This is a genomic window from Marinobacterium jannaschii DSM 6295, from assembly GCF_000620085.1.
Classification (GTDB): domain Bacteria; phylum Pseudomonadota; class Gammaproteobacteria; order Pseudomonadales; family Balneatricaceae; genus Pontibacterium; species Pontibacterium jannaschii.
Window position 1 is genome coordinate 72,318 of sequence record NZ_KK211066.1, and the last position, 26,146, is coordinate 98,463.

Below are 26,146 nucleotides of genomic sequence, written 5' to 3' on the forward strand. Positions count from 1 at the left end.
ATGGGGTGGACAATGGGGCTCGAACCCACGACCGCCGGAATCACAATCCGGAGCTCTACCAACTGAGCTATGCCCACCACAATAGTTCCTTCCCAGATCAAGCAGCTTCAACCTAATGGCACGCCCGGCAGGGCTCGAACCTGCAACCTACGGCTTAGAAGGCCGTTGCTCTATCCAATTGAGCTACGGGCGCCTTACTGCCCGATACTGCGCTGCACCCTGTCCGGAAGACCGTTTCAGAGCACCCCGCTGAAGGAGGTGCGAATATTAAAGAGAGACTTTCATGTCGTCAACCCCCTTTTTTATTTTTTTAATAAAATAAACAAGTTAGCTCACAATTTGGCCAATAGACCAGATCAGCGCCGGGGCCGAAACGGGGCAACCTTGGCGACAACTGCCAAGCATGAGAGAATTCGCGCACTATAACTAAATAGAGGAAAGTGCAGCCACATGAGTGCACAAATGATTGACGGCAAGCAGATTGCCGCCGATGTACGCCGTGAAGTTGCTGATGGCATTCAGCAACGCATTGCCGCAGGACGAACAGCACCCTGCCTGGCCGTAATTCTCGTTGGACAGGACCCTGCATCTCAGGTCTATGTCCGGAACAAGAAAAACGCCTGCGAGGAAGTCGGTATAGAATCCCGCGCTTTTGATCTGCCAGCCGACACCACCCAGCAGGCTCTGTTGGATCTGGTTGACGATCTGAACAGCGATCAGAACGTTCACGGTATTCTGTTACAACTTCCGCTTCCGGATCATCTTGATAGCGACGCCATACTTACCCGTATACGTCCTGAAAAGGATGTTGACGGATTCCATGCGTTCAACCTCGGACGACTGGCTCAGCGTCTGCCTGCCCTGCGCCCCTGCACACCTAAGGGTGTTATGCGTCTGCTTCAGTCTACCGGTGTAAAACTGCATGGCCAGGAAGCCGTGATTGTCGGAGCATCAAACATTGTCGGACGCCCTATGACACTTGAGCTGTTGCTGGCTGGCGCGACCACAACCACGACACATCGCTTTACAAAAGACCTGGCCTACCATGTGGGCCGGGCAGATATTGTGATCGTTGGTGTCGGCAAGCCGGGACTGGTTAAAGGCGAGTGGATCAAAGAGGGCGCTATTGTTATCGATGTCGGCATCAACCGATTACCCGATGGCAGCCTGGCAGGTGATGTTGTTTTCGATACCGCTGCCGAGCGCGCCGGATGGATCACTCCGGTTCCAGGCGGCGTAGGTCCGATGACTGTTGCCTGCCTGATGGAGAATACACTCGAAGCCGCCAACAACCAGACAGCAGAAGCCTGACAAGCTTTCCGGGATCTTCTAACACTCCCCAAACCAGAAGATCCTTCTGCCTGGCATTGACCACTGCGGCAACGAAAAAGCCACAGAGCCAGATACACAAAAGCAGCGCCTGAGCGCTGCTTTTTGCAAACGGAGCGGCGTGCGCCCTAGCCTTCCCGGTACCAGGTTGTACCTTCGCGACTATCTTTCAACACGACACCCTGTGAGGACAATTCCTCACGGATACGATCAGCTTCCGCAAAATTCCGCGCTTTCTTCGCATCGGCCCGCTGCAAGATTAGCTGCTCAATAGCATCAGCACTGAACTCACCTGCCCGGGCTTCACCCTGAAGGAAGGCAGCCGGATCCTGCTGCAACAGTCCGAGAATACCGGCCAGTCGTTTCAGCTGGCCCGCCAGCAAACCGGCATCAGCACTTGATGCTCGCACCGCCTTGTTCAGCTCATTAACCAGCTCAAACAATACCGAGATAGCCTTAGCCGTATTAAAGTCATCATCCATCGCCGCAAAGAAACGGGCATCATAATCGTTTTCAACCGCTCCCTCTTCGACAACCACACCATTCAGCGCCTGATAGAAACGCTCAAGCATAGTGCGCGCCTCCTTCAGACTGTCCTCGCTGTAATCGATGTAGCTACGGTAATGCACACGGGAGAGGAAGAAACGGATCACCTCTGCATCATACTGCGTCAGTACATCACGGATGGTGAAGAAGTTCCCCAGTGACTTGGACATCTTCTCGCTATTGACCCGAACAGGACCGGCATGCATCCAGGTATTAACATACTTAACGCCATTTGCCGCTTCGGACTGTGCAATCTCATTTTCATGATGCGGAAATGGCAGATCCGGACCGCCGCCATGAATATCGAAGGTATTGCCCAGGCAGCATTTCGACATAGCTGAACACTCAATATGCCAGCCAGGACGTCCCGCCCCCCAAGGTGAATCCCAGCTCACCTCTCCTTCCTTAGCCGATTTCCAGAGCACGAAATCAAGCGGACTCTCTTTAGCCGCCTCTACCTCGACCCTGGCACCGGAACGCAGCTCATCAACATTCTTATTGGTAAGCTTGCCATATTCAGCAAACTTCTCGACACGATAGTAAACATCACCATTGGCCGCAGCATACGCAAAGCCCTTTTCGATAAGTGTCTCTACCAGCGAGATGATATTCCCTATATGAGCAGTCGCACGCGGCTCCTGTGAAGGACGCAGAACACCGAGTGTAGCCTCATCTTCATGCATCGCAGTGATCATCCGCTGGGTCAGTGCGTCGGTACTTTCACCATTCTCCGCAGCGCGCTTAATGATCTTGTCATCCACATCCGTGATGTTACGGACGTATTCCACATCCCAGCCACGGGATCGCAGATAGCGGGTAATTACATCAAAAGACACCATGACGCGGGCGTGGCCAATATGACAGTAGTCATAGACGGTGACGCCACAGACATACATCTTGATTTTGCCCTCTTCCAGAGGCTTGAAGGGCGCTTTTTCCTTGGTCAGAGTGTTGTAGATTTGCAGCATGGAAATCCGCTATCGCTTATAAATTAATAACAACCGGTGCCAGAATCGCTACTGGCACACCGGAAAAGGTGCAACAGTATAAAGCAAATATCTGGATCAGGTGGAGTACAGCAGCCTAATTTATTCCTGCCTTAAAGGTAAGTCAGCGCAAGAGAGCCATATCATCCCGGTTCAGGGCACCCCAATATCAATTTCGGAAAGCTTATTGATTGTCAGAGGGTTACGCTCGGTCGTCAGCCACAGCCGGGTGTTACTCTGCCACAACACCGCCTCCCACTGCCCGGCTGGCTCAAATTCCCAATACCTTGCCTTATCCCAGTCCAGCCCGGTGCTGTTAACCGGCACCACCCAGAGAAAAGACTGACCAAAGAATGTTGCGGCCTTGTAACCCAGCAGCGCCATCATACCTGTCGCCGGATTGTAGTCCGCAGCTGTCACAAGTCCCTCCACTGAATAACTGGCCTGAGGCTCGACAACCTGCTGCCGCTTCGTCGGATCTACCACATACAACTTACTCCGATTATCTTCTCTGTTTTTGGTAAATAACCAAAGCTTATCGCCGACCTTGGTAAGCGCCTCGCTATCGACATTATGCTTACGCCGGCTGACAACTGAAGCGGCGTAGTCGGCATACTCCACGTTGATCTGCTCAGCCCTGACCGTTTTATCATTTTCTGCGGCTGCAAGATCATCTAACCGAACGGCATAGATACTAAGCGAAGTGCGGCGGGCAAAGTTATTGCCGCTGTCGGCAATATAGAGTGTCTCTTCATCCTGAGCGAGGTCTTCCCAGTCGATATTGCGCGCACCGCTGATAGCCACTTTTTTAACCAGCGCCCCGGCATCATCTAAGGCATAAACGACCGGCCGGTCGCCGCTGTCATTAATCGTCCAGATCTGCCCCTGATACCTTGCCAGTCCAGACGTCTCCTCTACAGCCTCAGGCCAGACCGCAAGATCTTTCAAAACCAGTCGCCCGCCGGCCTCGCCGGTTGCCATAACCGTGCAAGCCGCCGTCGCCAGCGAACAAGCAAGAAATACAATTAACCTTTTCATCTCCCGCCTCCATACGAAAACGGCTGCCATCAGGGCAGCCGTTTTATATCTAAACAGAAAGAAATAAGGCCTATTTCTTCTGCAATTTAGCCCAGGAGTCACGCAGGCCGACAGTTCGGTTGATCACCAGTGATGCATCTGTAGAATCTGCATCGATAGCAAAATAACCGGTGCGTTCAAACTGGAACCGATCTCCCGCCTGACTCCCCTGAAGACCGATCTCTGCGCGACAGTCCTTCAGCACAACCAACGACTCAGGATTGATATAGTCCTTAAAGTCCCGGGACTTGTCGCCGTCCGGATTCTCCTCGGTAAAGAGACGGTCATACATCCGCACTTCGCAAGGCACAGAATGCTCGGCAGACACCCAGTGCACAACACCATTTGGCTTATAGCCTTCCGGATTCTGCCCCTTAGTGATCGGATCATAGCTACATTTCAGTTCGACAATCTCGCCCGCATCATCTTTAACAACTTCATCACAGGTGATTACATAAGCACCGCGCAGACGCACCGCATCACCTGGCGCCAGACGCTTCCACTTACGCGGTTTCTCTTCAGCGAAGTCATCCTGTTCGATCAGCAACTCACGGGAGAACGGCACTTTTCGCATCCCCATGGTTTCGTCTTTGGGATGTTTAGGCAGCTCAAACCACTCCACCTCACCTTCAGGATAGTTAGTGACGGTGACCTTAAGTGGCTGAGTGACGCACATTGCCCGTGGTGCATTCTTGTCCAGATCATCACGGATCGCAGCCTCAAGCATACCCATATCCACTACACCGTTGGAACGGGTAACACCCACCATCTCACAGAAGTTGCGCACGGCAGCCGGCGTATAGCCACGACGGCGCATACCGGAAATCGTTGGCATACGAGGATCATCCCAGCCAGAGACAAATGACTCATCTACCAACTGCTTCAGCTTACGCTTTGAGGTTACCGTATAGTTAACTTCAAGCCGCGAGAACTCGTACTGTTTCGGCTGCGCCGGTACAGGAAGGTTTTCAACAAACCATTCGTATAATGGCCGATGATCTTCAAACTCCAGAGTACAGATAGAATGCGTCACCCCCTCGATCGCATCAGACTGACCGTGAGCGAAGTCATAGATTGGATAGATACACCACTTATCACCGGTCTGGTGATGCTGAACATGCATAATGCGGTAGATCATCGGATCACGCAGGTTCATGTTCGGGGAGGTCATATCGATCTTGGCACGCAGCGAACAGGCACCTTCTGCAAAGTCACCGTTCTTCATCTGTGCAAACAGCGCCAGGTTTTCCTCAACGCTACGATCACGATAAGGGCTGTTGCGACCCGGGGTATTGAAGTCACCGCGGTACTCGCGCGCCTGCTCCGGACTCAGATCGCAAACATAGGCCTTACCCTGCTCGATAAGATGCACTGCCCATGCATGAAGCTGGTCAAAGTAATCAGAGGTGTAGCGAACCTCTCCATCCCAATTGAATCCCAGCCAACTGACATCCGCCTTAATGGAATCGATGTACTCCTGACTCTCCTTGGTCGGGTTGGTATCGTCAAAACGCAGATTGCAAACGCCTTGATACTTCTCAGCAGTACCAAAGTTTAGGCAGATAGATTTCGCGTGTCCGATATGCAAATAGCCATTCGGCTCTGGCGGGAAACGGGTGACAACTTTACCTCCGTTCTTACCCTGTTCCAGATCACTTTCAATTATCTGATGAATAAAATTAGCAGGCTTGGTATTTTCAATGTTACTCATTGTCTACGTCTTATCGAATCTGTCCGGACCTGCAGAGCACAGGCATCTATGTAAGCCATCATTATAAACAGATGCCTACCTGAAAGCACCGTCATAATCACCCTCCGGCAAAATGCCGCCAACTCCACGACATCGGGCCGAAAGTCTTTTAAAAATAGACGGATGCGCAAGCCCTAGACTTGAGTATAATAGGCAAATCAACAGTCAGGGCGTTCAGGAAGAGCCTCAGTAAAGAGAGGCCTCACCATCGACTGTGACCTGCCAGAGCAGCGTTACAATCGCCGGTGATCAGACGTCCTTTTAGCGGGAATAAATGTATATGATCATCCTCCATACCAACTTCGGCGATATCACACTTGAACTCAACCATGAAAAAGCACCTAAGACGGCTGCTAACTTCGAGCAGTACGTCAAAGATGGTTTTTATGATGGCGTAATTTTCCACCGGGTCATCAATGGATTCATGGTTCAGGGCGGCGGTTTCGAGCCGGGCATGGTTCAGAAGGAAACGCGCGGAACCATCGAGAATGAAGCCGACAACGGTCTGTCCAACCAAAACGGCACTATCGCCATGGCCCGGACAATGGAACCCCATAGCGCATCCGCCCAGTTCTTCATTAACGTTTCCGACAATACTTTCCTGGACCACACAGCCAAGACAATGGAAGGCTGGGGATATGCGGTCTTCGGTACAGTCGTCGATGGCATGGATGTGGTTAATAAGATCAAAGCAACATCCACAACGATGCGCGCCGGCCATCAGGATGTCCCTGTTGATGACGTCGTTATCGAATCTGCCGAACTGGTTGAGCCAGAAGAAACCGCCGAAGGCGAGGCTCAGGACGCAGAATAATGCGCTGTCTGTTTATCTCAGACCTGCATCTCTGTGAGCAGCGCCCGGATATTACCCGGGCGCTGCTTCACTTCCTCTCTGATCAGGCTCCACACTGCGACCAACTCTACCTGCTAGGTGATATTTTTGAAGCCTGGATTGGGGATGATTTCATCCCACAATGGCTTAATCCTGTTATCACGCAGCTAAGTCGGCTCAGCGATCAGGGCGTTGGGCTTTTCTTCCAGCATGGTAACCGGGATTTCCTTGTCGGCGAGCAGCTGATGGATAAGATTGGCGCCAGCCTACTACCTGAAATTGCCGTCACGACACTGCCTGATGAGGCAACGGCGTTGCTGCTCCATGGTGATCAGTTATGCCTGGAGGATATCGAATACCAGAAATTCCGCCTGATGGTACGCGATCGCAAATGGCAGCAGCTATTTCTCAGCAAACCGCTTGAAGAACGGCTGACAATTGCCCGACAACTCCGGGCTGCAAGCAAAGAGCAGGGCTCAATGAAGAGCAACGACATTATGGATGTGTCCGCACAGGCAGTCTCAGAGACCCTGACCGATTACGATAGCCGACTTATGATCCACGGCCACACCCACCGGCCGGCCATTCATGATATTGATGACGCTGTACCTGGCGCCCGACGCATCGTACTGGGAGATTGGGACACGTCAGGCTGGTATCTGGATTGCACGGAGCAAGGCTGCCAACTTATCAGCTTTCCAATAGCACAATAAAAAGGGCTGCTATTCAGCAGCCCTTATATCGGCAATATAAGAGATCTGGCGATCAGCCTGGCACGCCGCTATGAAAACGAAATTCCTCATCCTCACGCTGAATCAGGGCACTTTCTAACGCCCGGAACTCTGCTATACGCGCATCAATCGGCTCACCGGCATATCCCTCAGCCAGATTCAGATAATCCTGGTAGTGGCGGCCTTCAGACTTCAGCAATGAACGATAGAACTTAGCCAGTTCTTCGTCCAGATAGGGTGCCAGCTTGGCAAAACGTTCGCAGGAGCGCGCTTCTATAAAGGCCCCTATAATCAATACATCAATCAGGCGCCCCGGCTCACTGGTTCGGACGATTTCCCGCAATCCACCAGCATATCGGGCGGGAGAAAGGTGACAGTATTCCACCCCCCTGGCCTCCATAATTGCCAGCACCTGCTCGAAGTGTATTAACTCCTCCCGCGCCAGGCGAGACATCTTATTCAATAGGTCAGTGCGATCGACATAGCGAAACATCAACGTCATCGCTGTAGATGCAGCCTTCTTTTCACAGTGAGCATGATCTATAAGCAACAGGTCCTGATTTTTCAGTGCCTCGTCAATCCACGCATCAGGTGTCTCACACCCCAAAAACAGCTTAATTTCGTCTAGAACGTCCATCAACCAATACCCACAAGAATTCAGGGCGCGATTATACTCCGCCTGAAGCCGGCCTCAAATTCAATTAGAAATGATTCGTTTCACGGTCGATAGCCAGCCATACAACTGGCTATCGATACAGGAGAGCTCCAAACGGAGCAAAAAGAAGGGATCAGTCGATCAGGGTGTCGATCAGATCGATCATAAACTCGGTTTCTTCCTCTTCCATGATCTCCCAGGCGGTAAGATCCATGCTTTCCAGCACCTTCCGGCCCTTTTCATCATCACCCATCGACAATAGCGCCTCGGTAAGCTGCGGAATAGATTCAGCCATTCGCGGCCCGACCAGCAGAGTATGGTGCACTACACTGATCTGGCTACACACCAGCACCTTCATCTGATTCCTGATCAGATCGGACAGCTCCTCAAACCCTTCCTTAAGAAAGAAGCCTGCCTGAGCTTTACCCTGTAGCAACTTCTTAGCAACCAGGACATAGCTATCCACCTCTTCGATTGAGATGTTAGAGCGATTAAGATCGGCTGACTCCAGCATGATCATGCCCATGGTATGCACATCCGGGTCATCGGTAGTTGCGACCGTAATACCTGGCACCAGATCCTCTACGGCATTAACGTCACTCGACGCCAGTGTGGCGATGATCGCTTCGTCAGATTTCCCCTGGGGGCGAACCACAGCCCGGAAACCCTTTTCACGAACCAGCATGGCCGCATCATAGGGATTCGCGTAGATCAGGTCGATTTTGTCGGCGGCTATATCCTCACGCTGCTTTTCAAAGCAATCATACAATTCAAGGTGTACACGTTCGCCTAATTGACGCTGCAGCCAGGTATTGAAAAAGTACCACCCAGAGATGTGATCCGGCGCAAAGTCAGGACTCACTGTAAGATTATAAATCACACTCCCCTCCCTGCTATTTGAGCGTGGCATAAAGCGCTTCACTTTCGGCAATCTTGCTACGGGACGGCTTACGCCTTACCGAGGTATAACCAACCAGCTTTCCATTACGGACGTTTGGGATTACCGTCGCTTTAACCCAATAGAAGGCACCATCTTTACGCAGGTTTTTTACATAACCATGCCACTTTGTACCGGCCATTATCGTCTCCCATAAACCCGCAAAAGCGACTGCAGGCATATCCGGGTGGCGCAATATATAGTGATTTTCGCCAATCAGCTCCTCTTTGGTATATCCAGACATATCAACAAATGCCTGATTGGCGTGGGTAATAATACCCTGTGGGTCGGTGCGGGATACGATGAGTTTTCCATCAGGATATGGCACTTCCCGATCCACAACATCTACGGTGCGGGAACTACCATCAAAATAGTCGATCTGTACCTGGCGCGGACCGTCAGAATTTTGCGACAACATAAATAAATCCTTTCACTACCAGTTATCACAGTCCACAAGCATAAAAAGGAAGAAAGGGCTGACAATACCGGTCAACCCCTTCTATATATCACCCTCGATTCTCGGCGCTGCACGCCCTGATTATCTGCCAACAGTAAAGCAGAGGCGCACCATACGCTAAGACCTAAAGGATTTTACCAATAGCTTCGGCTGCTCGTTTAACATCAAGAAAGATAAGGCCAAGGCGGGCATTTGGCTTAGCCACAACAGTCAGAACCGAGTCGTTATTAGCATGGGTCATCAGGATATAACCGAGATCACCCTTTACAAGCACCTGCTCTAACTCGCCCCGGGCCAGTTCACCCGCTGTGCGCTCCCCGAGAGACAGCATCGCGGCGCTCATTGCCCCAACCCGGTCTTCGTCCATTGACGATGGCAGCAAAGCCGCAATCATCAAGCCGTCTGTTGAGATGACAGCAGACGCTTCTATCTCTGCAGATGTTCCATTCAGATCACTCAAGATAGATGTCAGCATTTCTGAGCGCATAAACTTCTCCTTAAAATCAGCACCAAGAATATCGAGTTCAAAATTTAGCTCATTGATAGGGATCAATAATCCAGATAACGGCGAGCCAACATACTCAAAAGGTCAACAAATGCCTGCTGATTCAGCTTAGGCATTTGATCAATTACCAATATAAACTTCTGGCTTCCTATATTAAGAACCCAGAAACCAATCTGACTGAATCCCAGCGGATCTATTAATCCCCAGGATTCCCCTCCTACATCTATTTCCCGCCCCAATAGGGCGCGGTGCCGGTCATGCAGTGCACCCAGATCAGCTGCCAGCGCAGCCAATCCCTCAGCCTGAGCATCATCATACCCGCAAACGCCCAGACAGAAGCCCTGGTCATCTGCAAATACAACCCGCCCTACATCAGATAATGCTGGCAGGAGCTCCGGCAACATCTTTTCAATCGCCTCAGATACTATCACACCCGGCTGATCTGCTAATTCGACAAAGCCTTTAGTTAATAGTTTGTCGAAAAGCTCTTTCGCTTCCTGAGCATCCAGATCCGTAAGTTCCTCAATCAGTTCAGGACTATACGGCAGACTAATATCAGCACTCAATAGCTGAAGCAATAGCGCCCTGGCATCATCAGGCTCCGAGCCGACAGTTGCATAATACGCACCTGCAGGAGTAATTTTCAAAAACCGACCTGGGGAAATTTCGTCTGTCACAAATAATTCGCTCCGCCCGCTACCTGGGCTACTAACTTAATTATTCCTGAAACCAGCCCAACGTATATGCACCGACCATAAACGAAAATGCAAAACGTTGTGGAATCTTTAATATTTTAGCCACATCTAATACAGACAAGCGATGACCATACCAGAGTTTCTCAATCTTATCTGCGTGCGGCGTAACAAATATCCGGTCCTGCCCGACAATGGGTTTTAACTGATACAGTTTTTCAGGATCCATATCACTAAATAGCCGCCCTCTTGCAGTAAGCAGGGCGATCTTCCACAAAAATCCTGTCGAAGCTTCCACCTTTAATCCACTAAGACGTCCACCATCATAATCCGGCACCCCTAGCTCAGCCTTTGTCTCCAACCCCAACTCGCCAATACCGAATCGCGTAGTCGCCAACTGGAGCAACATGTCATCATCGATATCATGAATAAACTGGTCCGACGCAGGCAGGTAACCGAGTATAAGCGGCACCCCTGAAACCAGCAGCGGTGAAGACTTGTCACTCTGTCGCGCCTTGAGAAGACAATCAAGCAAGGTATTATCGCGGTTAACAAATGCCCTCTTGCGTACGTCAGACTGAGTTAAATCAAGATCTGGCATAAATCCGCACAGCCGGGCGACCATCTCCTGCCTCTGTGCCAGTTCCTCCGGATCTATAATCGCTGATACCGCTCTGGAGGAGAATGAAACCGGCGAGTCAGGGCGCTTCACTTTTTTAGCAGCGGGCTTTTTCACCTCCGAAGAAGGCCGGACGTTCTCTGCCTGTGGCTTTGACGCTTGCTTTCCACCGGACAGGCGCTGGCGAAGCGAAGCTGCAGTAGGCACCGTCCCCTCACCCTTCTTTTCCGGAGACAGCTGTTGTTTCTTGGCAACAGGCTTCCCATTAGCTGCAGCTCTGGCCTGGGTTTTTGGCAACGCGTCTTTCTTAACAGCGGGCACCCGAATATCGGTCCCGCCCGTCTTCTCAGCGGCTTTCGCCAAGGACTGCACGACACCTGACTCAGCCGCTCCTGTTCGCTTCCGCTGCCCGATTTTATCTTCAGCCACTGCTCTATTTACGGTTTTTTCCTGAGCATCAGTTGCTGTTGCTACAGACCGGGCTGCCAGCGCTTTACGAACAGACTGAACCCTGCCGCTTTCCCGAGCCGCTTCTCCTGCTGCGCCAGGCCCTGCATTGAGGCCCACACTGGCAATCGTAGCCGCCATAGACGGCTTAGCGACTGAAGAGCCTTGAGTCGCTCCAGCCTTCGGAGCGGCCGATGACGGCAACTTCCGCCCTTTGGCAAAGTGCGTGATCGCCTGTTTCTGGCTATTTAATTTGGCCTGATATACCTCGTAAGCCTGCTTGCGGGTGGCCTCCCTGTCGCCAACGCTTTCAGTGCTGACTTGATTAGCGCCGGAATCGACAATACTCACTAAAGCAGCCAGCAGATCTCCGGCATCATAAGGCTTAGGTAAACAAATAAAATTCGGCCATGCCAGTTCACGAGAGCTGATCAGCACGCCTGGTTTCGAATATTTGTGCGCATAGTATTGCTGCAGAGTATCCGGATCCCGCCCCTGATCACCATGAACGATCAGCAGGTCAGCTTCACTGGCAGGTACCAGGCGAAACTGTTTCTGACGAGACATAAAGAGCTCAAGCGCGGCTTTAACGTTTTCCTGAAACCCCAGTGCCGAAACACCTTTAACAGAGTTTTCTCTGGCCTTTCGTTCCATCTACCAGCTCCCGCTTTTCAGCCCTGGTTATCACACTTTCCGGAGGTGTACGGAACAATTGACCGAACAACCACAGCATGTTCAAGCGGCAGCTCAAGCAGCTGACGACGGTCGGATGCATTCATAACAGAGGTAAGCCGAAGAACGGTCTCTGGAGGCAACATCGGAGCAGCCTGTCCGACAAGGCGGCGGAGTAACTGTTCAGCTTTGCCCTGGGACACCCAGCACAGATCAACCAGCGCTCCGACAAGGCGATCCCGCTCGTTGCAGGCCATAGCGAGGTAGACACGTTTAACGTGGTTAAGAAGGCGCTCAGGCTCTCTGGATGCCTGACGCGTTACAAAGTAGAGCAGTCGTCTTGCTTCACCACCCTTATAGATCAATCCATCGAAAGACAGCATATGAAATGCCGCCTGTATAGTGTCGGTATGTTCGTTGTCGAAGTCGGAGTTTAGCTCCCAGTCCGACAATGCCGCCCATAGTGGTGAGTTCACTACTAAAGTCCCTTAAACATCGAGAGTAATGCAATCGCGTGTGGACGCTTCATGCATGGAGAACTGCTGTCGGTAGCAACATATGAGACTCTACGTTATCCGCCGGACAGCTCTCTTACTAAATCCAGAGGCAGATCATCCTCTCTTATGTTCGTAACCTACTATGATCAGGATCAAAATAAAACCTGTGTTTGAATCCCTGGCGGTATGCCAGATATTAAACTAAGAAGATAAGGTGAGGTGAGATCCACCGAAAGAAGCAACCCGACATTCAACGCTGATCCCTCAGATCCGGCCAGCATTCTGTCACCGGCTGCGGCATCCCTGGCATTAGCTGGAACAGAATAGCCAGAAAGTCTAAGCTTCAGATTGTCGACAATACTTAACTTTAAATCCGTATTTCGTTAGAATTCGGCACGCCAATCAATAATCGATCCCAGATCGAGCATAAGGCTGTAACGCAACATACTTATTGTGGGCGCAGCAGCTAATAAAAGATGAGGGCTCTATCGTGCTTGAAGCTTATCGTAAACATGTAGAAGAACGCGCTGCAGAAGGCGTGCCACCAAAGGCTCTGGATGCAGACCAGACCGCAGCACTGGTTGAGTTGCTGAAAAACCCACCGGCTGGTGAAGAAGAATTCCTGTTTGACCTGCTGGCTAACCGTGTGCCGGCAGGCGTTGACCAGGCTGCTTATGTTAAAGCAGGCTTCCTGGCAGCAATCACCAAGGGTGAAGCTGAGTCCCCACTGGTAGATAAAGTTAAGGCTGTCGAGCTTCTCGGCACTATGCTGGGTGGTTATAACATCGAGCCTCTGATCGCCTGCCTCGACGATGCCGAACTGGCAGAAACTGCAGGTAAAGCGCTCTCCAACACCCTGTTGATGTTTGATGCGTTCCATGACGTTAAAGAGAAAATGGACGCAGGCAATGCTATAGCTAAGAAAGTTGTAGAATCCTGGGCAAACGGCGAGTGGTTCACCAGCAAGCCTGAGCTGGCTGAAAAGATCACCCTGACCGTATTCAAGGTTCCTGGCGAAACCAACACCGATGACCTTTCCCCGGCACCTGACGCCTGGTCTCGCCCGGACATCCCGGTTCACGCCAATGCCATGCTTAAGATGGCTCGTGAAGGCATCGAGCCTGTTGAGCCGGGCGTTAAAGGCCCGCTGAAGCAGATTGAAGAAGTTAAAGCCAAAGGCCACCCGGTTGTCTATGTCGGCGACGTTGTTGGTACCGGCTCTTCCCGTAAATCCGCTACTAACTCAGTACTGTGGTTCTTCGGCGATGACATTCCTGCTGTACCTAACAAGCGTGCAGGCGGTTTCTGTTTCGGTGGCAAAATCGCACCTATCTTCTTCAACACGATGGAAGATGCTGGCGCCCTGCCTATCGAGATGGACGTTTCCAAAATGGAAATGGGCGACGTTATCGAAGTCTATCCATACGAAGGCGTTGTTAAGAACGAAGCTGGCGAAGTTATTTCCGAGTTTGGCCTTAAGACTCCTGTACTGCTGGACGAAGTTCGTGCCGGCGGCCGTATCCCGCTGATCATTGGTCGCGGCCTGACCGACAAGGCACGTGAAGCACTGGGCCTGGAGCCATCCGAACTGTTCCGTAAGCCACAGCAGCCTGCCGATACTGGCAAAGGCTATACCCTGGCGCAGAAAATGGTTGGTAAAGCATGCGGCCTGGAGGGTGTACGCCCTGGCATGTACTGCGAACCTAAGATGACAACTGTCGGCTCTCAGGACACAACTGGTCCAATGACCCGTGATGAACTGAAAGACCTGGCATGCCTTGGCTTCTCTGCTGATCTGGTGATGCAGTCCTTCTGTCATACGGCCGCTTATCCTAAGCCGGTTGATGTGAATACACACCACACCCTGCCAGATTTCATTATGAATCGTGGCGGCGTCTCCCTGCGTCCCGGTGACGGCGTAATCCACTCCTGGCTGAACCGCATGCTGCTGCCAGACACGGTTGGTACTGGTGGTGACTCTCATACCCGCTTCCCTCTGGGTATTTCCTTCCCGGCGGGCTCCGGTCTGGTTGCATTTGCTGCAGCTACCGGTGTAATGCCTCTGGATATGCCTGAATCCATTCTGGTTCGCTTCAAAGGCAAGCTGCAGCCGGGTATCACCCTGCGCGATCTGGTTCACGCGATTCCTTACTACGGCATCAAGCAGGGCTTGCTGACCGTTGAGAAAGCCGGCAAGAAAAACGCTTTCTCCGGTCGCGTACTGGAGATCGAAGGTCTTGAGCACCTGACCGCCGAACAGGCTTTCGAGCTATCTGACGCCTCTGCAGAACGCTCTGCTGCGGGCTGCACGATTACTCTGTCCGACGAGTCTGTGGCTGAGTACCTGACCTCCAACATCGTGATGCTGAAGTGGATGCTGGCTGAAGGTTACGGCGATGCGCGCACTATCGAACGCCGCATCACTGCGATGGAAGAATGGCTGGCCAACCCAAGTCAGCTGCGTGCTGACGCAGATGCAGAGTACGCGGAAATCATCGAGATCGATCTGGCGGACATCAAGGAGCCTATCCTGTGCGCACCGAACGATCCTGACGATGCACGCCTGCTGTCCGAAGTTGCTGGTCGCGAGATAAATGAAGTCTTCATCGGCTCCTGCATGACCAATATCGGCCACTTCCGCGCAGCAGGTAAGCTGCTGGATGCAGTCGGCAAACAGATCCCGACCCGCATGTGGATTGCCCCACCAACCAAGATGGATGCAGCTCAGCTTTCTGACGAAGGCTACTACAACATCTACGGTCGCGCCGGCGCACGTATGGAAATGCCAGGATGCTCCCTGTGCATGGGTAACCAGGCACGTATCGCTGAGAATTCTACAGCGGTATCTACCTCTACCCGTAACTTCCCGAACCGCCTCGGCACCGGCGCAGACGTCTTCCTGGCATCTGCAGAGCTAGCCTCCGTTGCCGCGGTTACCGGTAAGCTGCCAAGCGTAGAAGAGTACATGGAGTACGCTAAGACTTTCGACAGCATGTCTGGCGAAATCTACCAGTACCTGAACTTCGACAAGATGGAAAGCTACGTAGCGAAAGCGTCAAGCGTTATCCCTACGGTTGAGGCCTGATATCCATAGTCTGTAAGTAAACAGAAATCCCCTTCGGCTTACCGAAGGGGATTTTTTTTGCCCGACCGACCCAGCTCAGACACAAAGCAGCCGCCGCTGCTTTAGCGACTGTGTTAAAATTCCGGGCATCTGAAACAGCCAAGCGGTAAGCCGTCAATGACAGAAAAATCACCTGAAATGGATACCCCACGCACCCCTTCATCAGAAACCAATCAGACCAAGAATGGCTTTCTTGCGCTGGTTTCACGCCTTTGCTTTGATGAAAAGCTCCCTATCAGGTTTATGTACAAAACAGTACCTGAACACCTGAACGACACCGGCTGGCGCATGTTCACCGGCTATGAAACGCCTGAGTTTCTGGAAGATGAAGTCACCAACCTGATCCCCGTTGAACTGGAAAAGATGTGCACCATTGATCCATCCCTGACCGACCTGGTGCAGTTCAATGCAGGCACAGTCTGGGAGCGCGCCCCGGAAGCCGATGGCTGGGAGAGGGTTTACGATTACAAGATTCCAACCAGCAGCGTAGACGTATCGATCACAAACGATGTAGACCAGTACGGCGATCCCCACTAATCCCTTTACCGGCGACCGCTTGAAATCCTCGCACTAAACCCCAGATATAGATTACGCCTGTTACCAGCCCCTGCGGTGGGACAGGCGCTCCGGATGCCGAAAGGATCCACGAAGGGCCGACCAAACGGCCGGATATATTGCTTAACTGAGGATATATAATGCGAGATTTCGATCTGACCCCACTTTACCGCTCAGCAATTGGATTTGACCAGGTTGCAGCGATACTGAATAACATCAACAACAGCGAAAAACAGCCCGCCTACCCGCCGTATAATATTGAGTTACTCGGTGAAAACCACTACCGCATAACCATGGCAGTCGCAGGCTTTGCCATCGATGAACTGCAACTACAGAGCGATGCTGGTGTTCTCATGATCGCAGGATGCAAGCGGGAAAACGACGAAGAAAGGCAGTACCTGTACCAGGGCATTGCGGCCCGAAACTTTGAACGGCGTTTTCAGCTGGCAGACCATGTCAAAGTAACTAAGGCTTCAATGGAAAATGGCTTGCTTCATGTCGATCTCATCCGGGAAGTCCCGGAAGCCATGAAACCCAGAACGATCGCGATCGAAAGCTAAATCAGCTTCGGTGGAGGAGAAGCCCTAGGCGCTTCTCCCTGCATCACGCCTCTTTAGCGCGCTGCGATACAGTTCTGTCATTGCCCGATTAAAGCAACAGAAAACCACGTCCAATTGCCTGTCACACCCCTCCAGCGCATCAGAGACTGATGCCACCGCGACCTCAACCGCTTCCGCATGAGGATAGCCATAGACACCGCAGCTAATGGACGGGAAAGCAACCGATTCTGCCCCCAGCTCCAGCACAGCTTCGATTGAATGCCTGTAACATGAAGCCAGCAACTCAGCCTCTCCCTGCCCACCGCCATGCCAGACAGGCCCGACGGCGTGCACAATGTACTTCGCAGGCAACCGGTGGCCAGATGTCACCTTTACATCCCCGGTGCTACACCCCTGTAGCAAGCGACATTCCTGCAACAATCCCGGACCCGCCGCCCGATGAATGGCACCATCCACCCCACCGCCACCGAGCAGACTACTGTTGGCGGCATTTACGATTACAGCAACATCTAATTGAGTGATATCACCTTGCCAGACACCTAATCTGATCATCGTACCTACTCTCCCTCTGTACAGCTTGAAGCTCTGTTATCAGTAAATCGCGCAGCTGATCAAGCCAGGTCACTGTCTTAATACGCTCAAACAACACTACTGCTTCTGGATAGTGACGCTTCAACTGGTGTAGCCACTGTTTTATGCGGCCATGCACGTACTTGGGCGCCAGATCGCTCTCAACCCGAGCAAAATAGTCGAGCAGCAGCTGCAGCACGTCTGACCAATCACATGGACTCAACGCGTCCTGACTCTTGATCTGTTTCGCCAGTCCCGGATGTGAAATTAGACCGCGCCCAATCATAACGTCATCACAACCACTGACTTCGATACAGCGCTTACAGTCTTCAGGCGTCCATACTTCACCGTTTGCAACCACCGGAACCCTGACATGCTCCCGAATACGCCCGATCCACTCCCAGTGGGCCGGCGGCCTGTACCCTTCAATCTTAGTCCTTGCATGAACAGTCAGCAGCCCCGCACCCGCCTCGGCCATAGCAGCGGCGCTTTCGAGTGCCCGCGTTTTATCCTTGTTGCCCAGCCTCATTTTGGCAGACAAAGGCACGCTTTCCGGCACGGCCTGACGTACCGCTGAAACAATCCGGAAGATCAACTCCGGCTCATCCAGCAACACGGCTCCACCGCGGTTTTTATTCACTGTCTTTGCCGGGCAACCAAAATTCAGATCGATTCCCGGCGCCCCCATTTCTGCCGCCCGGCGCGCATTGACTGCCATCAGCTCAGGATCGCTGCCCAGCAGCTGTAGAACAACGGGCACCCCAGCCGCCGTTAGCCCCCCCGTTTCCAGCTCAGGACACAGGCGCTGATACACCCGCCGCGGCAATAACTTGTCAGAGACCCGAATAAATTCAGTCACACAGTAATCAATCCCACCAACACGGGTTAGAATATCCCGCATAACCGGATCGACCACGCCCTCCATCGGGGCTAACGCTATCTTCATCTGTCACTTTCCGATTGTTCTGACCGGCCTGATGGGCCGGAAAAACTTTGACTTTCGCCTGATGGCGACCTGACCATTAATACCCAAAATGCGCCTTTTTATCTCTATAGACCCGCCCCGGAATATCCAGCAATCCCTCCACCGCCACCTGGCCTGCACGCACCCGGTCAAATGGACCAAGCTGGACCAGATTCACCTGACACTTGCATTCCTTGGCGAACAGCCTGGCTTCGCCGTGCCGAAACTATCGGCTGCATTAAGCCAGATCCGCTTCAGCCCCTTCCAGCTCACCACAGACAAAGTGAACCACTTTCGTAACGGTGCTATCTGGATGGGCATCAAACCCAACGAAGCGCTGGAACAACTGCACCGGGAAATAAAGCAGACACTTGAGAAGGCAGGGTTTAGTGAACCTGATAACAGGCCTTTTACACCCCACATTACACTTTGTAGCCACAAAGGTGACAGCAGGAGCGCAGCCGAAGAGCTCAACCTTGCCTTTGAAGAGGGGGAACTATCCTTTACCGTCGACCGCTTCCAGCTTAAACGCAGCGTCCTGCAACAGGACGGGGCTATCCACAATATCGAGGCCGAATTCAGGTCCTGAGCCTTTCGGCCAAAAAAAACCCGCACCCCTGTCTCGGGAAGTGCGGGTATTCTTTAAAGCATCCTGAGAATCAGAGCGCGGCGAGACCTCTTACCATGTCTGCCTTAATATCCCCAACTGCTTCAAGGCCAACCGAAAGGCGAATCAGGCCTTCGACAATACCCGCCTCCGCCTTAGCTTCTTCGCTCATGCGGCCGTGAGTCGTTGTCGCCGGATGGGTTATCGTGGTCTTTGCGTCACCGAGGTTGCCCGTGATGGAGACCATTTCAGTACCATCGATAAAGCGCCAGGCAGCCTCTTTTCCACCCTCGACCTCAAACGCGAGAACGCCACCAAAGGCCGACTGCTGGGAAGCCGCCAGTGAGTGCTGCGGATGCTCAGCCAGGCCGGCATAATGCACCTTTTTGATTCCCGGCTGTTGCTGCAACCAGCTTGCCATCTCCATCGCACTGCGGCTATGGGCATCCATACGCAGGCGAAGAGTCTCAAGACCTTTATGAAACACCCAGGCGTTGAACGGGCTCAGTGCGGTCCCACCGGTACGAACAAACCCGAAAGCCTCTTCCATCAGCTTATCCGATCCAACCAGCACCCCCCCAACACAGCGCCCCTGACCATCCAGGTACTTGGTGGCTGAGTGTACAACAACGTCCGCCCCCAGCTTCAATGGCTGCTGCAAAGCCGGAGTGCAGAAACAGTTGTCCACGGCAAGTACGGCATCATTCGCATGAGCCAGCTCAGCCACTGCCCTGATATCTGTCACTTCAGCCAGCGGGTTGGACGGCGTTTCAAGGAAAAACATACGGGTCTCAGGGCGGACCGCTGCTTTCCAGGCATCCAGATCAGTTGGGCTGACGAAGGTCGTCTCAACACCGGTACGGGAGATATATTTCTCAAACAGCGAAACCGTCGATCCGAATACACTGCGCGAACATACCACATGATCGCCCTGCTTCAACAGGGACAGCACCAGTGTCAGGATCGCCCCCATGCCTGAGGAGGTTGCAACTGCACGTTCACCGCCTTCAAGGGCGGCCATACGGCGCTCGAAGGCCTGCACCGTCGGATTGGTGAAACGAGAATAGATATTACCCGCCTCGTCTCCGCCAAAGCGAGCCGCCGCTTCACGGGCACTGGAATACACAAAACTGGATGTCGGGAAGATCGCGTCATTATGCTCCCCCTCATCGGTACGCCACTGACCAGCGCGCACAGCAAGTGTATCGAATTCACAATCGTCTACGCCGAACTGAATACGCTCCGCCCTCTCAAATCCTGGCTTCGCCATCGTGGATTACCCCTCAGTCAATCTTAGTGTGCAGATCTGCGGACTCATTTCCTTTGTCCGCATCATCTTCACCTTCTTCTTTGGCGGCGTCGTTACGCTTCGCTTCGAGACGGTCCAGGTAGGCCTGATCGACATCTTCCGCTACATAGCGACCATCAAAGACACAGGTATCAAAGTCCTGAATCGCCGGATTACCTTCCAGCACACAGTCCTTCAGATCATCCAGGTCCTGGTACAGCATCCAGTCAGCGCCGATAGCTTCAGCGACTTCGTCATCTTCACGGCCGTGAGCGATCAACTCGCTGGCCGCCGGCATATCGATGCCGTAAACGTTCGGATAACGCACAGCCGGAGCAGCAGAAGCGAAATAAACCTTTTTCGCGCCCATATCACGGGCCATCTCAACGATCTGGCCAGAAGTTGTGCCACGTACGATAGAATCATCGACCAGCATCACAACCTTATCCTTGAATTCCATCTGAATCGGATTGAGCTTGCGACGGACGGATTTCTTACGCTGAGCCTGACCTGGCATGATAAAGGTACGGCCGACATAACGGTTCTTGATGAAACCCTCACGGAAGGTCACTCCCAGAGACAGCGCCATCTCCAGCGCCGCAGTACGACTGGTATCCGGAATCGGAATAATCACGTCGATATCGTGATCAGGACGCTCGCGCTTAACCTTGTCCGCCAGCTTCACACCCATACGCATACGGGACTGATGGACTGAGACGTTGTCGATAATGGAATCAGGACGCGCCAGATATACGTATTCAAACAGGCAAGGCGCCAGCTTAGTCGCAACAGCACATTGACGGGTATATACGTTACCGTCCATATCGATAAAGATCGCTTCACCCGGCTCGATATCGCGCACTCGCTCAAATCCGCAAACGTCGAGTGCAACACTTTCCGAAGCAACCATATACTCAGTACTGCCATCTTCAGCAGTGCGCTTACCATACGTCAGCGGACGGATACCATGGGGATCACGGAACGCAACGATGCCGTAACCGGTGATCACCGCAACCGCAGCATAACCGCCTTTACAGCGCTGATGGACACCCTCAACGGCCTTAAAAATATCTTCTGGTTCCGGTACCAGCTTGCCCTGTCGCTGCAACTCATGCGCTACAACATTCAGCAATACCTCAGAATCAGAAGTCGTGTTGATATGGCGCAGGTCTGCACGGAACATCTGTTCGCCAACTTCTTCTGCATTGGTCAGGTTGCCGTTATGGGCAAGCGCAATACCATAAGGAGAGTTAACATAGAAAGGCTGGGCTTCAGCAGAACTGGAGCTGCCTGCAGTCGGATAACGAACATGACCAATACCCATGTTACCGGCCAGGTTTTTCATGTGGCGAGTTCGAAAGACCTCGTTGACCAGACCATTATCCTTGCGCAGGTAGAACCGGCTACCCTGACAGGTCACCATACCTGCGGCATCCTGCCCACGATGCTGCAGCACTGTCAGCGCGTCAAAAATCGTCTGGTTTACATGTGTTTTGGCAACAATGCCTACAATACCGCACATTCGAACTCACCTCGAAGGTAAATAGTCATTCTATTTGTATTTTACTAGCGACCCGCAGACCAGATCACATTGATCAGATCTGAAGCCACATCTTTAGTCCAGCTTTCCATCAATACCAGATGAGGTATCAGTCGTGAATCCGCCCACCAGGGGTCCTGTATCGCCGGAGTCATACCCACTAGCGCTACCAGCACTATCGCCAGCAACCCGCCTCGGGCTGCACCGAAGGCGATACCCAGCACTCTGTCTGTCCCACTCAGACCGGTTGCATGAACCAGCATAGACACCAGCTGATTAATCAGGGCACCGACCACCAGCGTAGCCACAAACAGAATAGCAAAAGCCGCCATCAAGCGAAGCGAAGGGGTTTCAATATAGGGAACCAGCACAGTTTCCAGCGAAGCTGAAAATATGCGTGCTACGATAAGTGCCGCCACCCAGGTAGCGAGAGAAAGTGCTTCTTTTACAAAGCCGCGTTTCAAGCTGAAAAGGCTTGAAATAGCGATGATTGCGATTATGGTCCAGTCAGCCCAGTTCATGTCTGCTGTCTATCCGGAAAATTGCGCGCATTCTACCAGAGGGTTTGAGCCAACCCAATGCCTACTGAGTGGAGAAACGCACGATGATACCATCGAGGCCAAAATCCTTTTCAAGCCTCCGCTTAAGTTTTTCCAGCTTGCTGCGCTGCAGGTCAGGACCTACGAATACCTTTACCAGCGTACCCTGCTTGCGCGTATAGACCTTGTGCCCCGCCTTAACCAGCTGGGAACGCAGCCCTTTCGCATTTGCCTCGTCACTAAAGGTCGCCAGCTGAAGGGTCCAGGCCACCGGCACGCCCTGCTGATCCAGTACCGGCGCATCGGCATCGACACTTTCTTCAGGCGCGTGTGCGATGATCGCCTTTTCTACCTTCGCCGGGCGCTTTTCAACAACGACAGGTTTCACAGGCGCAGCAAGTGTCTCTGGTACCTGCGCAGGCACAGTGACCGGCTCAATCTTAACGACTTCGGGCAATCCCGGGGCATCAGGAATTGCAGACGCCAGATGACGCTCTTTATAGCCTTCGCCATCGAATATCAGAGGCAAAATCACACCGGCGGCCAGAACGATAATCGCCAGCCCGGCCAATCGATACTTAAGACTCTGCTCCATCACCTGCTTCCCCGGATAAGACCTCTAATGCATCACTTACAGTAAAAAAAGAACCCGCTACAATAAGCCGCTCACCCGCCTGCAGATCAGCCCTCGCCTGTCCTAGCGCGGCAGCAACACTGGAGAACTTCCGGTGATGGTCTGACTCAATCATATGCTGAGCCAGATTATCCGCACTCTGCCCTCGCGGCACGTCAAGACCGGCGAGATACCAGGAAGAGACCACCGGACGAATAAGCTCTACGACAGCACCTATATCTTTATCAGCAAGCATACCCAGCACCAGCCTTACCGGCGCTGACGAATCAGCCAGGCGCTTGGCTAACAGCTCCGCGGCCTCAGGATTGTGAGCCACATCCAGCCAGCAGTCGCCTTCCGGCAGCTGCACATGCTGCATACGTCCGGTTAAGCGTGCTGCAGATATTCCATCCGATATCTGCTGATCCGAAACCACCAGTGGCAGTAATTTCACTACCTGCGCCGCAGTCGCGGCATTTGCCAGAGGCAACTGTGGCAACGCAAGGCCGTTCAGTTGCACCTCCTGCCCGCCAGCATCAAACCCACTCCAGCTCCAGCCAGCGTCTCCCAACCGATAGCTGAAATCAACGCCTACCTGAACCAGCCGGGCACCCGTTTCCGCCGCAACTTCCGCAATACTCAGCGGCGGCTCAGGTTCACCACAAACTGCGGGGCGGTCTGCGCGAAATACGCCCGCCTTCTCCCGACCAATCTGATTACGGTCATCGCCCAGCCAGTCGACATGGTCGATTGAAACCGTTGTTACCACAGAGATATCCGCATCAACAATATTAACCGCATCAAGCCGCCCGCCAAGACCGACTTCAAGCAGCACGACATCCGGTTGCGCCTGAGTGAAGATCTGCAACGCGGCCAGGGTACCGTATTCGAAATAGGTCAGCTCAATCTCTTCACGCGCCTGATTAATCGCGGCAAAAGCGTAACAAATAGACTGATCGCTAGCATTGCTTCCATTGATACGGATGCGTTCGTTGTACTTGATGAAATGCGGTGACGTATAGCACCCAACCGAATACCCCGCCCCCCGGAGAATACTCTCAAGATAGGCAACGGTAGACCCCTTTCCGTTGGTGCCAGCGATCGTAATGACCTGCGACTGTCCCAAATCCAGCTTCATCCGCCCGGCGACTTCGCTTACCCGGCCCAGGCCCAGCTCGATTTCCGCCGGGTGGCACGCTTCAATCCAGCTTAGCCACTGTTCCAGCGATAACTGTTCGGATTCAGTGTTCATCAATTATTACATGCCTCAAAAACAACACAGGCCGACGCTATGCGCCGGCCTGTGAGATACGACTCAAACGATCAGGCAACCGACTGATGCGTCAGCTTACCCAGGATAGACGAGAGCTTATCCCGCATATCACCACGACGCACAATCATATCAACCTGACCGTGCTCGAGCAGGAACTCACTGCGCTGGAAGCCTTCCGGCAGCTTTTCACGCACAGTCTGCTCGATAACACGAGGTCCGGCGAAACCGATCAGCGCTTTAGGCTCAGCAATGTTCAGGTCACCAAGCATCGCCAGACTGGCAGATACACCGCCATAGACAGGATCGGTCAGCACTGAGATAAACGGCACACCTGCCTGCTTCATTCGCTCGATAATGGCACTGGTTTTCGCCATCTGCATCAGGGAAAACAGTGCTTCCTGCATACGCGCCCCACCGGAGGCTGCGAAGCAGATCAGCGGAATGTTTTCTTCAAGGCTGACGGTTGCGGCACGGACGAAACGCTCGCCCACAACTGCGCCCATGGAACCACCCATAAACTGGAACTCGAAGGCAACCGTTACTACTGGCTGCCCATTAAGTTCACCGCGCATCACGATCAGGGCATCTTTCTCATCAGTCGCTTTCTGCGCCGCTGTGAGTCGGTCCTTATACTTCTTAGAGTCCTTAAACTTCAGGCGATCCACCGGCTCAACGTCAGTAGCCAGCTCAACACGGTTGCCCTCATCCAGGAATAACTCCAGACGACGGCGCGCATTGAGACGCATATGGTGATCGCATTTAGGACATACGTTCAGGTTCTTTTCCAGTTCAGGGCGATACAGAACAGAGTCGCACTTAGGGCACTTCTTCCACAGCCCTTCTGGAATATTTGAACGCTTCTTTTCGGAACGAACCAATGACGGAACAATCTTTTCGAGCCAGTTACTCATTTCTCTCCAAACCTATTCAGATACGAACACATTCAGTGTGTTACGCATTCATTGCTGCGCGCATCTCTGCAATAATCGCAGCAACCTTTTCCGGAATTTTTTCCTGATCATCAGCCAGCGCTGCTATCTGCTTAACCAGCACACTACCTACGATCACACCATCAGCCACAGCAGATACTGCCTTGGCAGCCTCGGCCGTACCGATGCCAAAACCTACGCCAATCGGCATGTCGGTATATTTTCGAACCAAATCCAGTTTCTCTGCCACGGCCTGAACATCCAGTGAAGCCGAGCCGGTCACACCTTTGACCGAAACATAGTAGACATAGCCGCTACCGCTATCACAGATATGCTGGATACGCTGCTCAGTGGTGGTCGGCGCCAACAGATAGATACAATCCAGGCCGTTTGCCCGCAGCGCCTCACCGAATTCGCCGGCCTCTTCGGGCGGCAAATCAACGGTCAATACACCATCCACTCCTGCAGCTGCAGCCTGAGAAGCAAAGTTGTCATAACCCAGTACTTCGACCGGATTGAGATAGCCCATCAGCACAACCGGGGTTTCGCCATCTTTCTGACGAAACTCTCGTACCATTTCAAGCACATCAACCAGTCGCACATTATGTTCGAGTGCACGCTCACATGCCAGCTGGATTACCGGGCCATCGGCCATAGGATCAGAAAACGGCACACCCAGTTCGATAATATCTGCTCCGGCCTCGACCAGAGCATGCATCAAGGGGACAGATACTGCCGGAGAGGGATCTCCTGCCGTGATATAGGGAATCAATGCCTTACGGCCCTGTTGCCCGAGCTTCTCAAAACAGCTGTTTATTCGACTCATTCTTCTTCTCTCTACCGATTACCGGA

General features: G+C 52.7%; 26 protein-coding genes and 2 tRNA genes. 7 read left to right on the top strand and 21 right to left on the bottom strand.

Translation table 11 applies throughout. The features are described 5' to 3' along the window. Position 1: 1 nt before the first annotated feature. Together Q354_RS0119535 and Q354_RS0119540 are read right to left on the bottom strand one after the other, a co-directional pair. Positions 2-77 (bottom strand) — tRNA-His (locus Q354_RS0119535). 39 nt (positions 78-116) lie between these two features. Continuing rightward, positions 117-193, bottom strand: a tRNA-Arg gene (locus tag Q354_RS0119540). A 257-nt stretch (positions 194-450) separates the two neighbouring features. Here Q354_RS0119540 and folD point away from each other — a divergent pair. Next, positions 451-1,311 (top strand): bifunctional methylenetetrahydrofolate dehydrogenase/methenyltetrahydrofolate cyclohydrolase FolD, encoded by an 861-nt coding sequence (gene folD, locus Q354_RS0119545; RefSeq protein WP_027859076.1) that lies wholly within the window; start codon positions 451-453, stop codon positions 1,309-1,311. 146 nt (positions 1,312-1,457) lie between these two features. On the opposite strand, the gene cysS is transcribed toward folD, so the two are convergent. From cysS to Q354_RS0119560, 3 genes are all read right to left on the bottom strand, one after another. Further along, on the bottom strand, positions 1,458-2,843 hold the full coding sequence (cysS, locus tag Q354_RS0119550) for a cysteine--tRNA ligase (RefSeq protein ID WP_027859077.1): 1,386 nt from the start codon (positions 2,841-2,843) through the stop codon (positions 1,458-1,460). Between the two features lie 171 nt (positions 2,844-3,014). Continuing rightward, a complete protein-coding gene (locus tag Q354_RS0119555; protein WP_027859078.1) occupies positions 3,015-3,899 on the bottom strand; it encodes a hypothetical protein in 885 nt (294 codons plus the stop codon). A 70-nt stretch (positions 3,900-3,969) separates the two neighbouring features. Beyond that, positions 3,970-5,649: a glutamine--tRNA ligase/YqeY domain fusion protein gene (locus Q354_RS0119560; protein ID WP_027859079.1), complete on the bottom strand. Its 1,680-nt coding sequence runs from the start codon at positions 5,647-5,649 to the stop codon at positions 3,970-3,972. Positions 5,650-5,968: 319 nt separating this feature from the next. Here Q354_RS0119560 and Q354_RS0119565 point away from each other — a divergent pair, with 319 nt between their 5' ends. Further along, positions 5,969-6,502 (top strand): peptidylprolyl isomerase, encoded by a 534-nt coding sequence (locus Q354_RS0119565; protein WP_027859080.1) that lies wholly within the window; start codon positions 5,969-5,971, stop codon positions 6,500-6,502. Further along, the gene (locus Q354_RS0119570; protein WP_027859081.1) at positions 6,502-7,233 is read left to right on the top strand and encodes a UDP-2,3-diacylglucosamine diphosphatase; all 732 of its coding nucleotides are present in this window, start codon (positions 6,502-6,504) and stop codon (positions 7,231-7,233) included. The genes Q354_RS0119565 and Q354_RS0119570 overlap by 1 nt, the downstream gene beginning before the upstream one ends. A gap of 52 nt (positions 7,234-7,285) precedes the next feature. Here Q354_RS0119570 and miaE read toward each other — a convergent pair whose 3' ends face one another. The 7 genes from miaE to Q354_RS0119605 form a co-directional block, all read right to left on the bottom strand. After that, complete coding sequence (miaE, locus tag Q354_RS0119575) at positions 7,286-7,888, bottom strand: tRNA-(ms[2]io[6]A)-hydroxylase (protein ID WP_027859082.1); 603 nt, start codon at positions 7,886-7,888, stop codon at positions 7,286-7,288. A gap of 151 nt (positions 7,889-8,039) precedes the next feature. Then, positions 8,040-8,786 carry a phosphate/phosphite/phosphonate ABC transporter substrate-binding protein gene (locus tag Q354_RS0119580; protein WP_027859083.1) on the bottom strand — a complete coding sequence of 249 codons (747 nt, stop codon included), beginning with the start codon at positions 8,784-8,786 and terminating at the stop codon, positions 8,040-8,042. Positions 8,787-8,799: 13 nt separating this feature from the next. After that, a complete protein-coding gene (locus tag Q354_RS0119585) occupies positions 8,800-9,261 on the bottom strand; it encodes a PAS domain-containing protein (RefSeq protein WP_027859084.1) in 462 nt (153 codons plus the stop codon). A gap of 163 nt (positions 9,262-9,424) precedes the next feature. Beyond that, the gene (locus tag Q354_RS0119590; RefSeq protein WP_027859085.1) at positions 9,425-9,787 is read right to left on the bottom strand and encodes a roadblock/LC7 domain-containing protein; all 363 of its coding nucleotides are present in this window, start codon (positions 9,785-9,787) and stop codon (positions 9,425-9,427) included. A gap of 62 nt (positions 9,788-9,849) precedes the next feature. Continuing rightward, positions 9,850-10,482, bottom strand: coding sequence for a hypothetical protein (locus Q354_RS0119595; RefSeq protein ID WP_027859086.1), 633 nt, complete (start codon positions 10,480-10,482; stop codon positions 9,850-9,852). 40 nt (positions 10,483-10,522) lie between these two features. Next, entirely contained in the window at positions 10,523-12,217 is a 1,695-nt protein-coding gene (locus Q354_RS0119600; RefSeq protein WP_027859087.1) for a hypothetical protein, read from the bottom strand. A gap of 17 nt (positions 12,218-12,234) precedes the next feature. Then, positions 12,235-12,711, bottom strand: a complete 477-nt coding sequence (locus tag Q354_RS0119605; RefSeq protein WP_156948435.1) for a hypothetical protein — start codon at positions 12,709-12,711, stop codon at positions 12,235-12,237. A 511-nt stretch (positions 12,712-13,222) separates the two neighbouring features. On the opposite strand from Q354_RS0119605, the gene acnB reads away from it, so the two are divergent. The 3 genes from acnB to Q354_RS0119620 all read left to right on the top strand — a co-directional run bounded on the left by acnB (position 13,223) and on the right by Q354_RS0119620 (position 16,971). Continuing rightward, on the top strand, positions 13,223-15,817 hold the full coding sequence (acnB, locus tag Q354_RS0119610; protein WP_027859089.1) for a bifunctional aconitate hydratase 2/2-methylisocitrate dehydratase: 2,595 nt from the start codon (positions 13,223-13,225) through the stop codon (positions 15,815-15,817). 156 nt (positions 15,818-15,973) lie between these two features. Continuing rightward, positions 15,974-16,393, top strand: coding sequence for an immunity protein Imm33 domain-containing protein (locus tag Q354_RS0119615; RefSeq protein ID WP_051560397.1), 420 nt, complete (start codon positions 15,974-15,976; stop codon positions 16,391-16,393). Between the two features lie 158 nt (positions 16,394-16,551). Continuing rightward, the gene (locus Q354_RS0119620; RefSeq protein WP_027859091.1) at positions 16,552-16,971 is read left to right on the top strand and encodes an Hsp20 family protein; all 420 of its coding nucleotides are present in this window, start codon (positions 16,552-16,554) and stop codon (positions 16,969-16,971) included. Positions 16,972-16,995: 24 nt separating this feature from the next. Here Q354_RS0119620 and Q354_RS0119625 read toward each other — a convergent pair whose 3' ends face one another. Next, positions 16,996-17,523 (bottom strand): O-acetyl-ADP-ribose deacetylase, encoded by a 528-nt coding sequence (locus Q354_RS0119625; RefSeq protein WP_027859092.1) that lies wholly within the window; start codon positions 17,521-17,523, stop codon positions 16,996-16,998. Further along, complete coding sequence (locus tag Q354_RS26580; RefSeq protein WP_051560401.1) at positions 17,495-18,487, bottom strand: tRNA dihydrouridine synthase; 993 nt, start codon at positions 18,485-18,487, stop codon at positions 17,495-17,497. The genes Q354_RS0119625 and Q354_RS26580 overlap by 29 nt, the downstream gene beginning before the upstream one ends. 88 nt (positions 18,488-18,575) lie before the next feature. On the opposite strand from Q354_RS26580, the gene thpR reads away from it, so the two are divergent. Then, entirely contained in the window at positions 18,576-19,094 is a 519-nt protein-coding gene (gene thpR / locus Q354_RS26585) for an RNA 2',3'-cyclic phosphodiesterase (protein ID WP_051560402.1), read from the top strand. 70 nt (positions 19,095-19,164) lie between these two features. On the opposite strand, the gene Q354_RS0119640 is transcribed toward thpR, so the two are convergent. The 7 genes from Q354_RS0119640 to trpA all read right to left on the bottom strand — a co-directional run bounded on the left by Q354_RS0119640 (position 19,165) and on the right by trpA (position 26,120). Next, positions 19,165-20,382 (bottom strand): O-succinylhomoserine sulfhydrylase, encoded by a 1,218-nt coding sequence (locus tag Q354_RS0119640; protein ID WP_051560404.1) that lies wholly within the window; start codon positions 20,380-20,382, stop codon positions 19,165-19,167. A 13-nt stretch (positions 20,383-20,395) separates the two neighbouring features. After that, positions 20,396-21,922, bottom strand: coding sequence for an amidophosphoribosyltransferase (purF, locus tag Q354_RS0119645; RefSeq protein WP_027859094.1), 1,527 nt, complete (start codon positions 21,920-21,922; stop codon positions 20,396-20,398). Positions 21,923-21,966: 44 nt separating this feature from the next. Continuing rightward, positions 21,967-22,461, bottom strand: a complete 495-nt coding sequence (locus tag Q354_RS0119650) for a CvpA family protein (RefSeq protein WP_027859095.1) — start codon at positions 22,459-22,461, stop codon at positions 21,967-21,969. A gap of 61 nt (positions 22,462-22,522) precedes the next feature. Next, on the bottom strand, positions 22,523-23,074 hold the full coding sequence (locus Q354_RS0119655; RefSeq protein ID WP_027859096.1) for an SPOR domain-containing protein: 552 nt from the start codon (positions 23,072-23,074) through the stop codon (positions 22,523-22,525). Continuing rightward, positions 23,058-24,344, bottom strand: a complete 1,287-nt coding sequence (gene folC / locus Q354_RS0119660; RefSeq protein WP_051560407.1) for a bifunctional tetrahydrofolate synthase/dihydrofolate synthase — start codon at positions 24,342-24,344, stop codon at positions 23,058-23,060. Before folC ends, Q354_RS0119655 begins: the two co-directional genes overlap by 17 nt. 71 nt (positions 24,345-24,415) lie before the next feature. Beyond that, positions 24,416-25,276 carry an acetyl-CoA carboxylase, carboxyltransferase subunit beta gene (gene accD / locus Q354_RS26590; protein WP_036230808.1) on the bottom strand — a complete coding sequence of 287 codons (861 nt, stop codon included), beginning with the start codon at positions 25,274-25,276 and terminating at the stop codon, positions 24,416-24,418. A gap of 40 nt (positions 25,277-25,316) precedes the next feature. Beyond that, positions 25,317-26,120, bottom strand: coding sequence for a tryptophan synthase subunit alpha (trpA, locus tag Q354_RS0119670; protein ID WP_027859098.1), 804 nt, complete (start codon positions 26,118-26,120; stop codon positions 25,317-25,319). Positions 26,121-26,146: the final 26 nt, after the last annotated feature.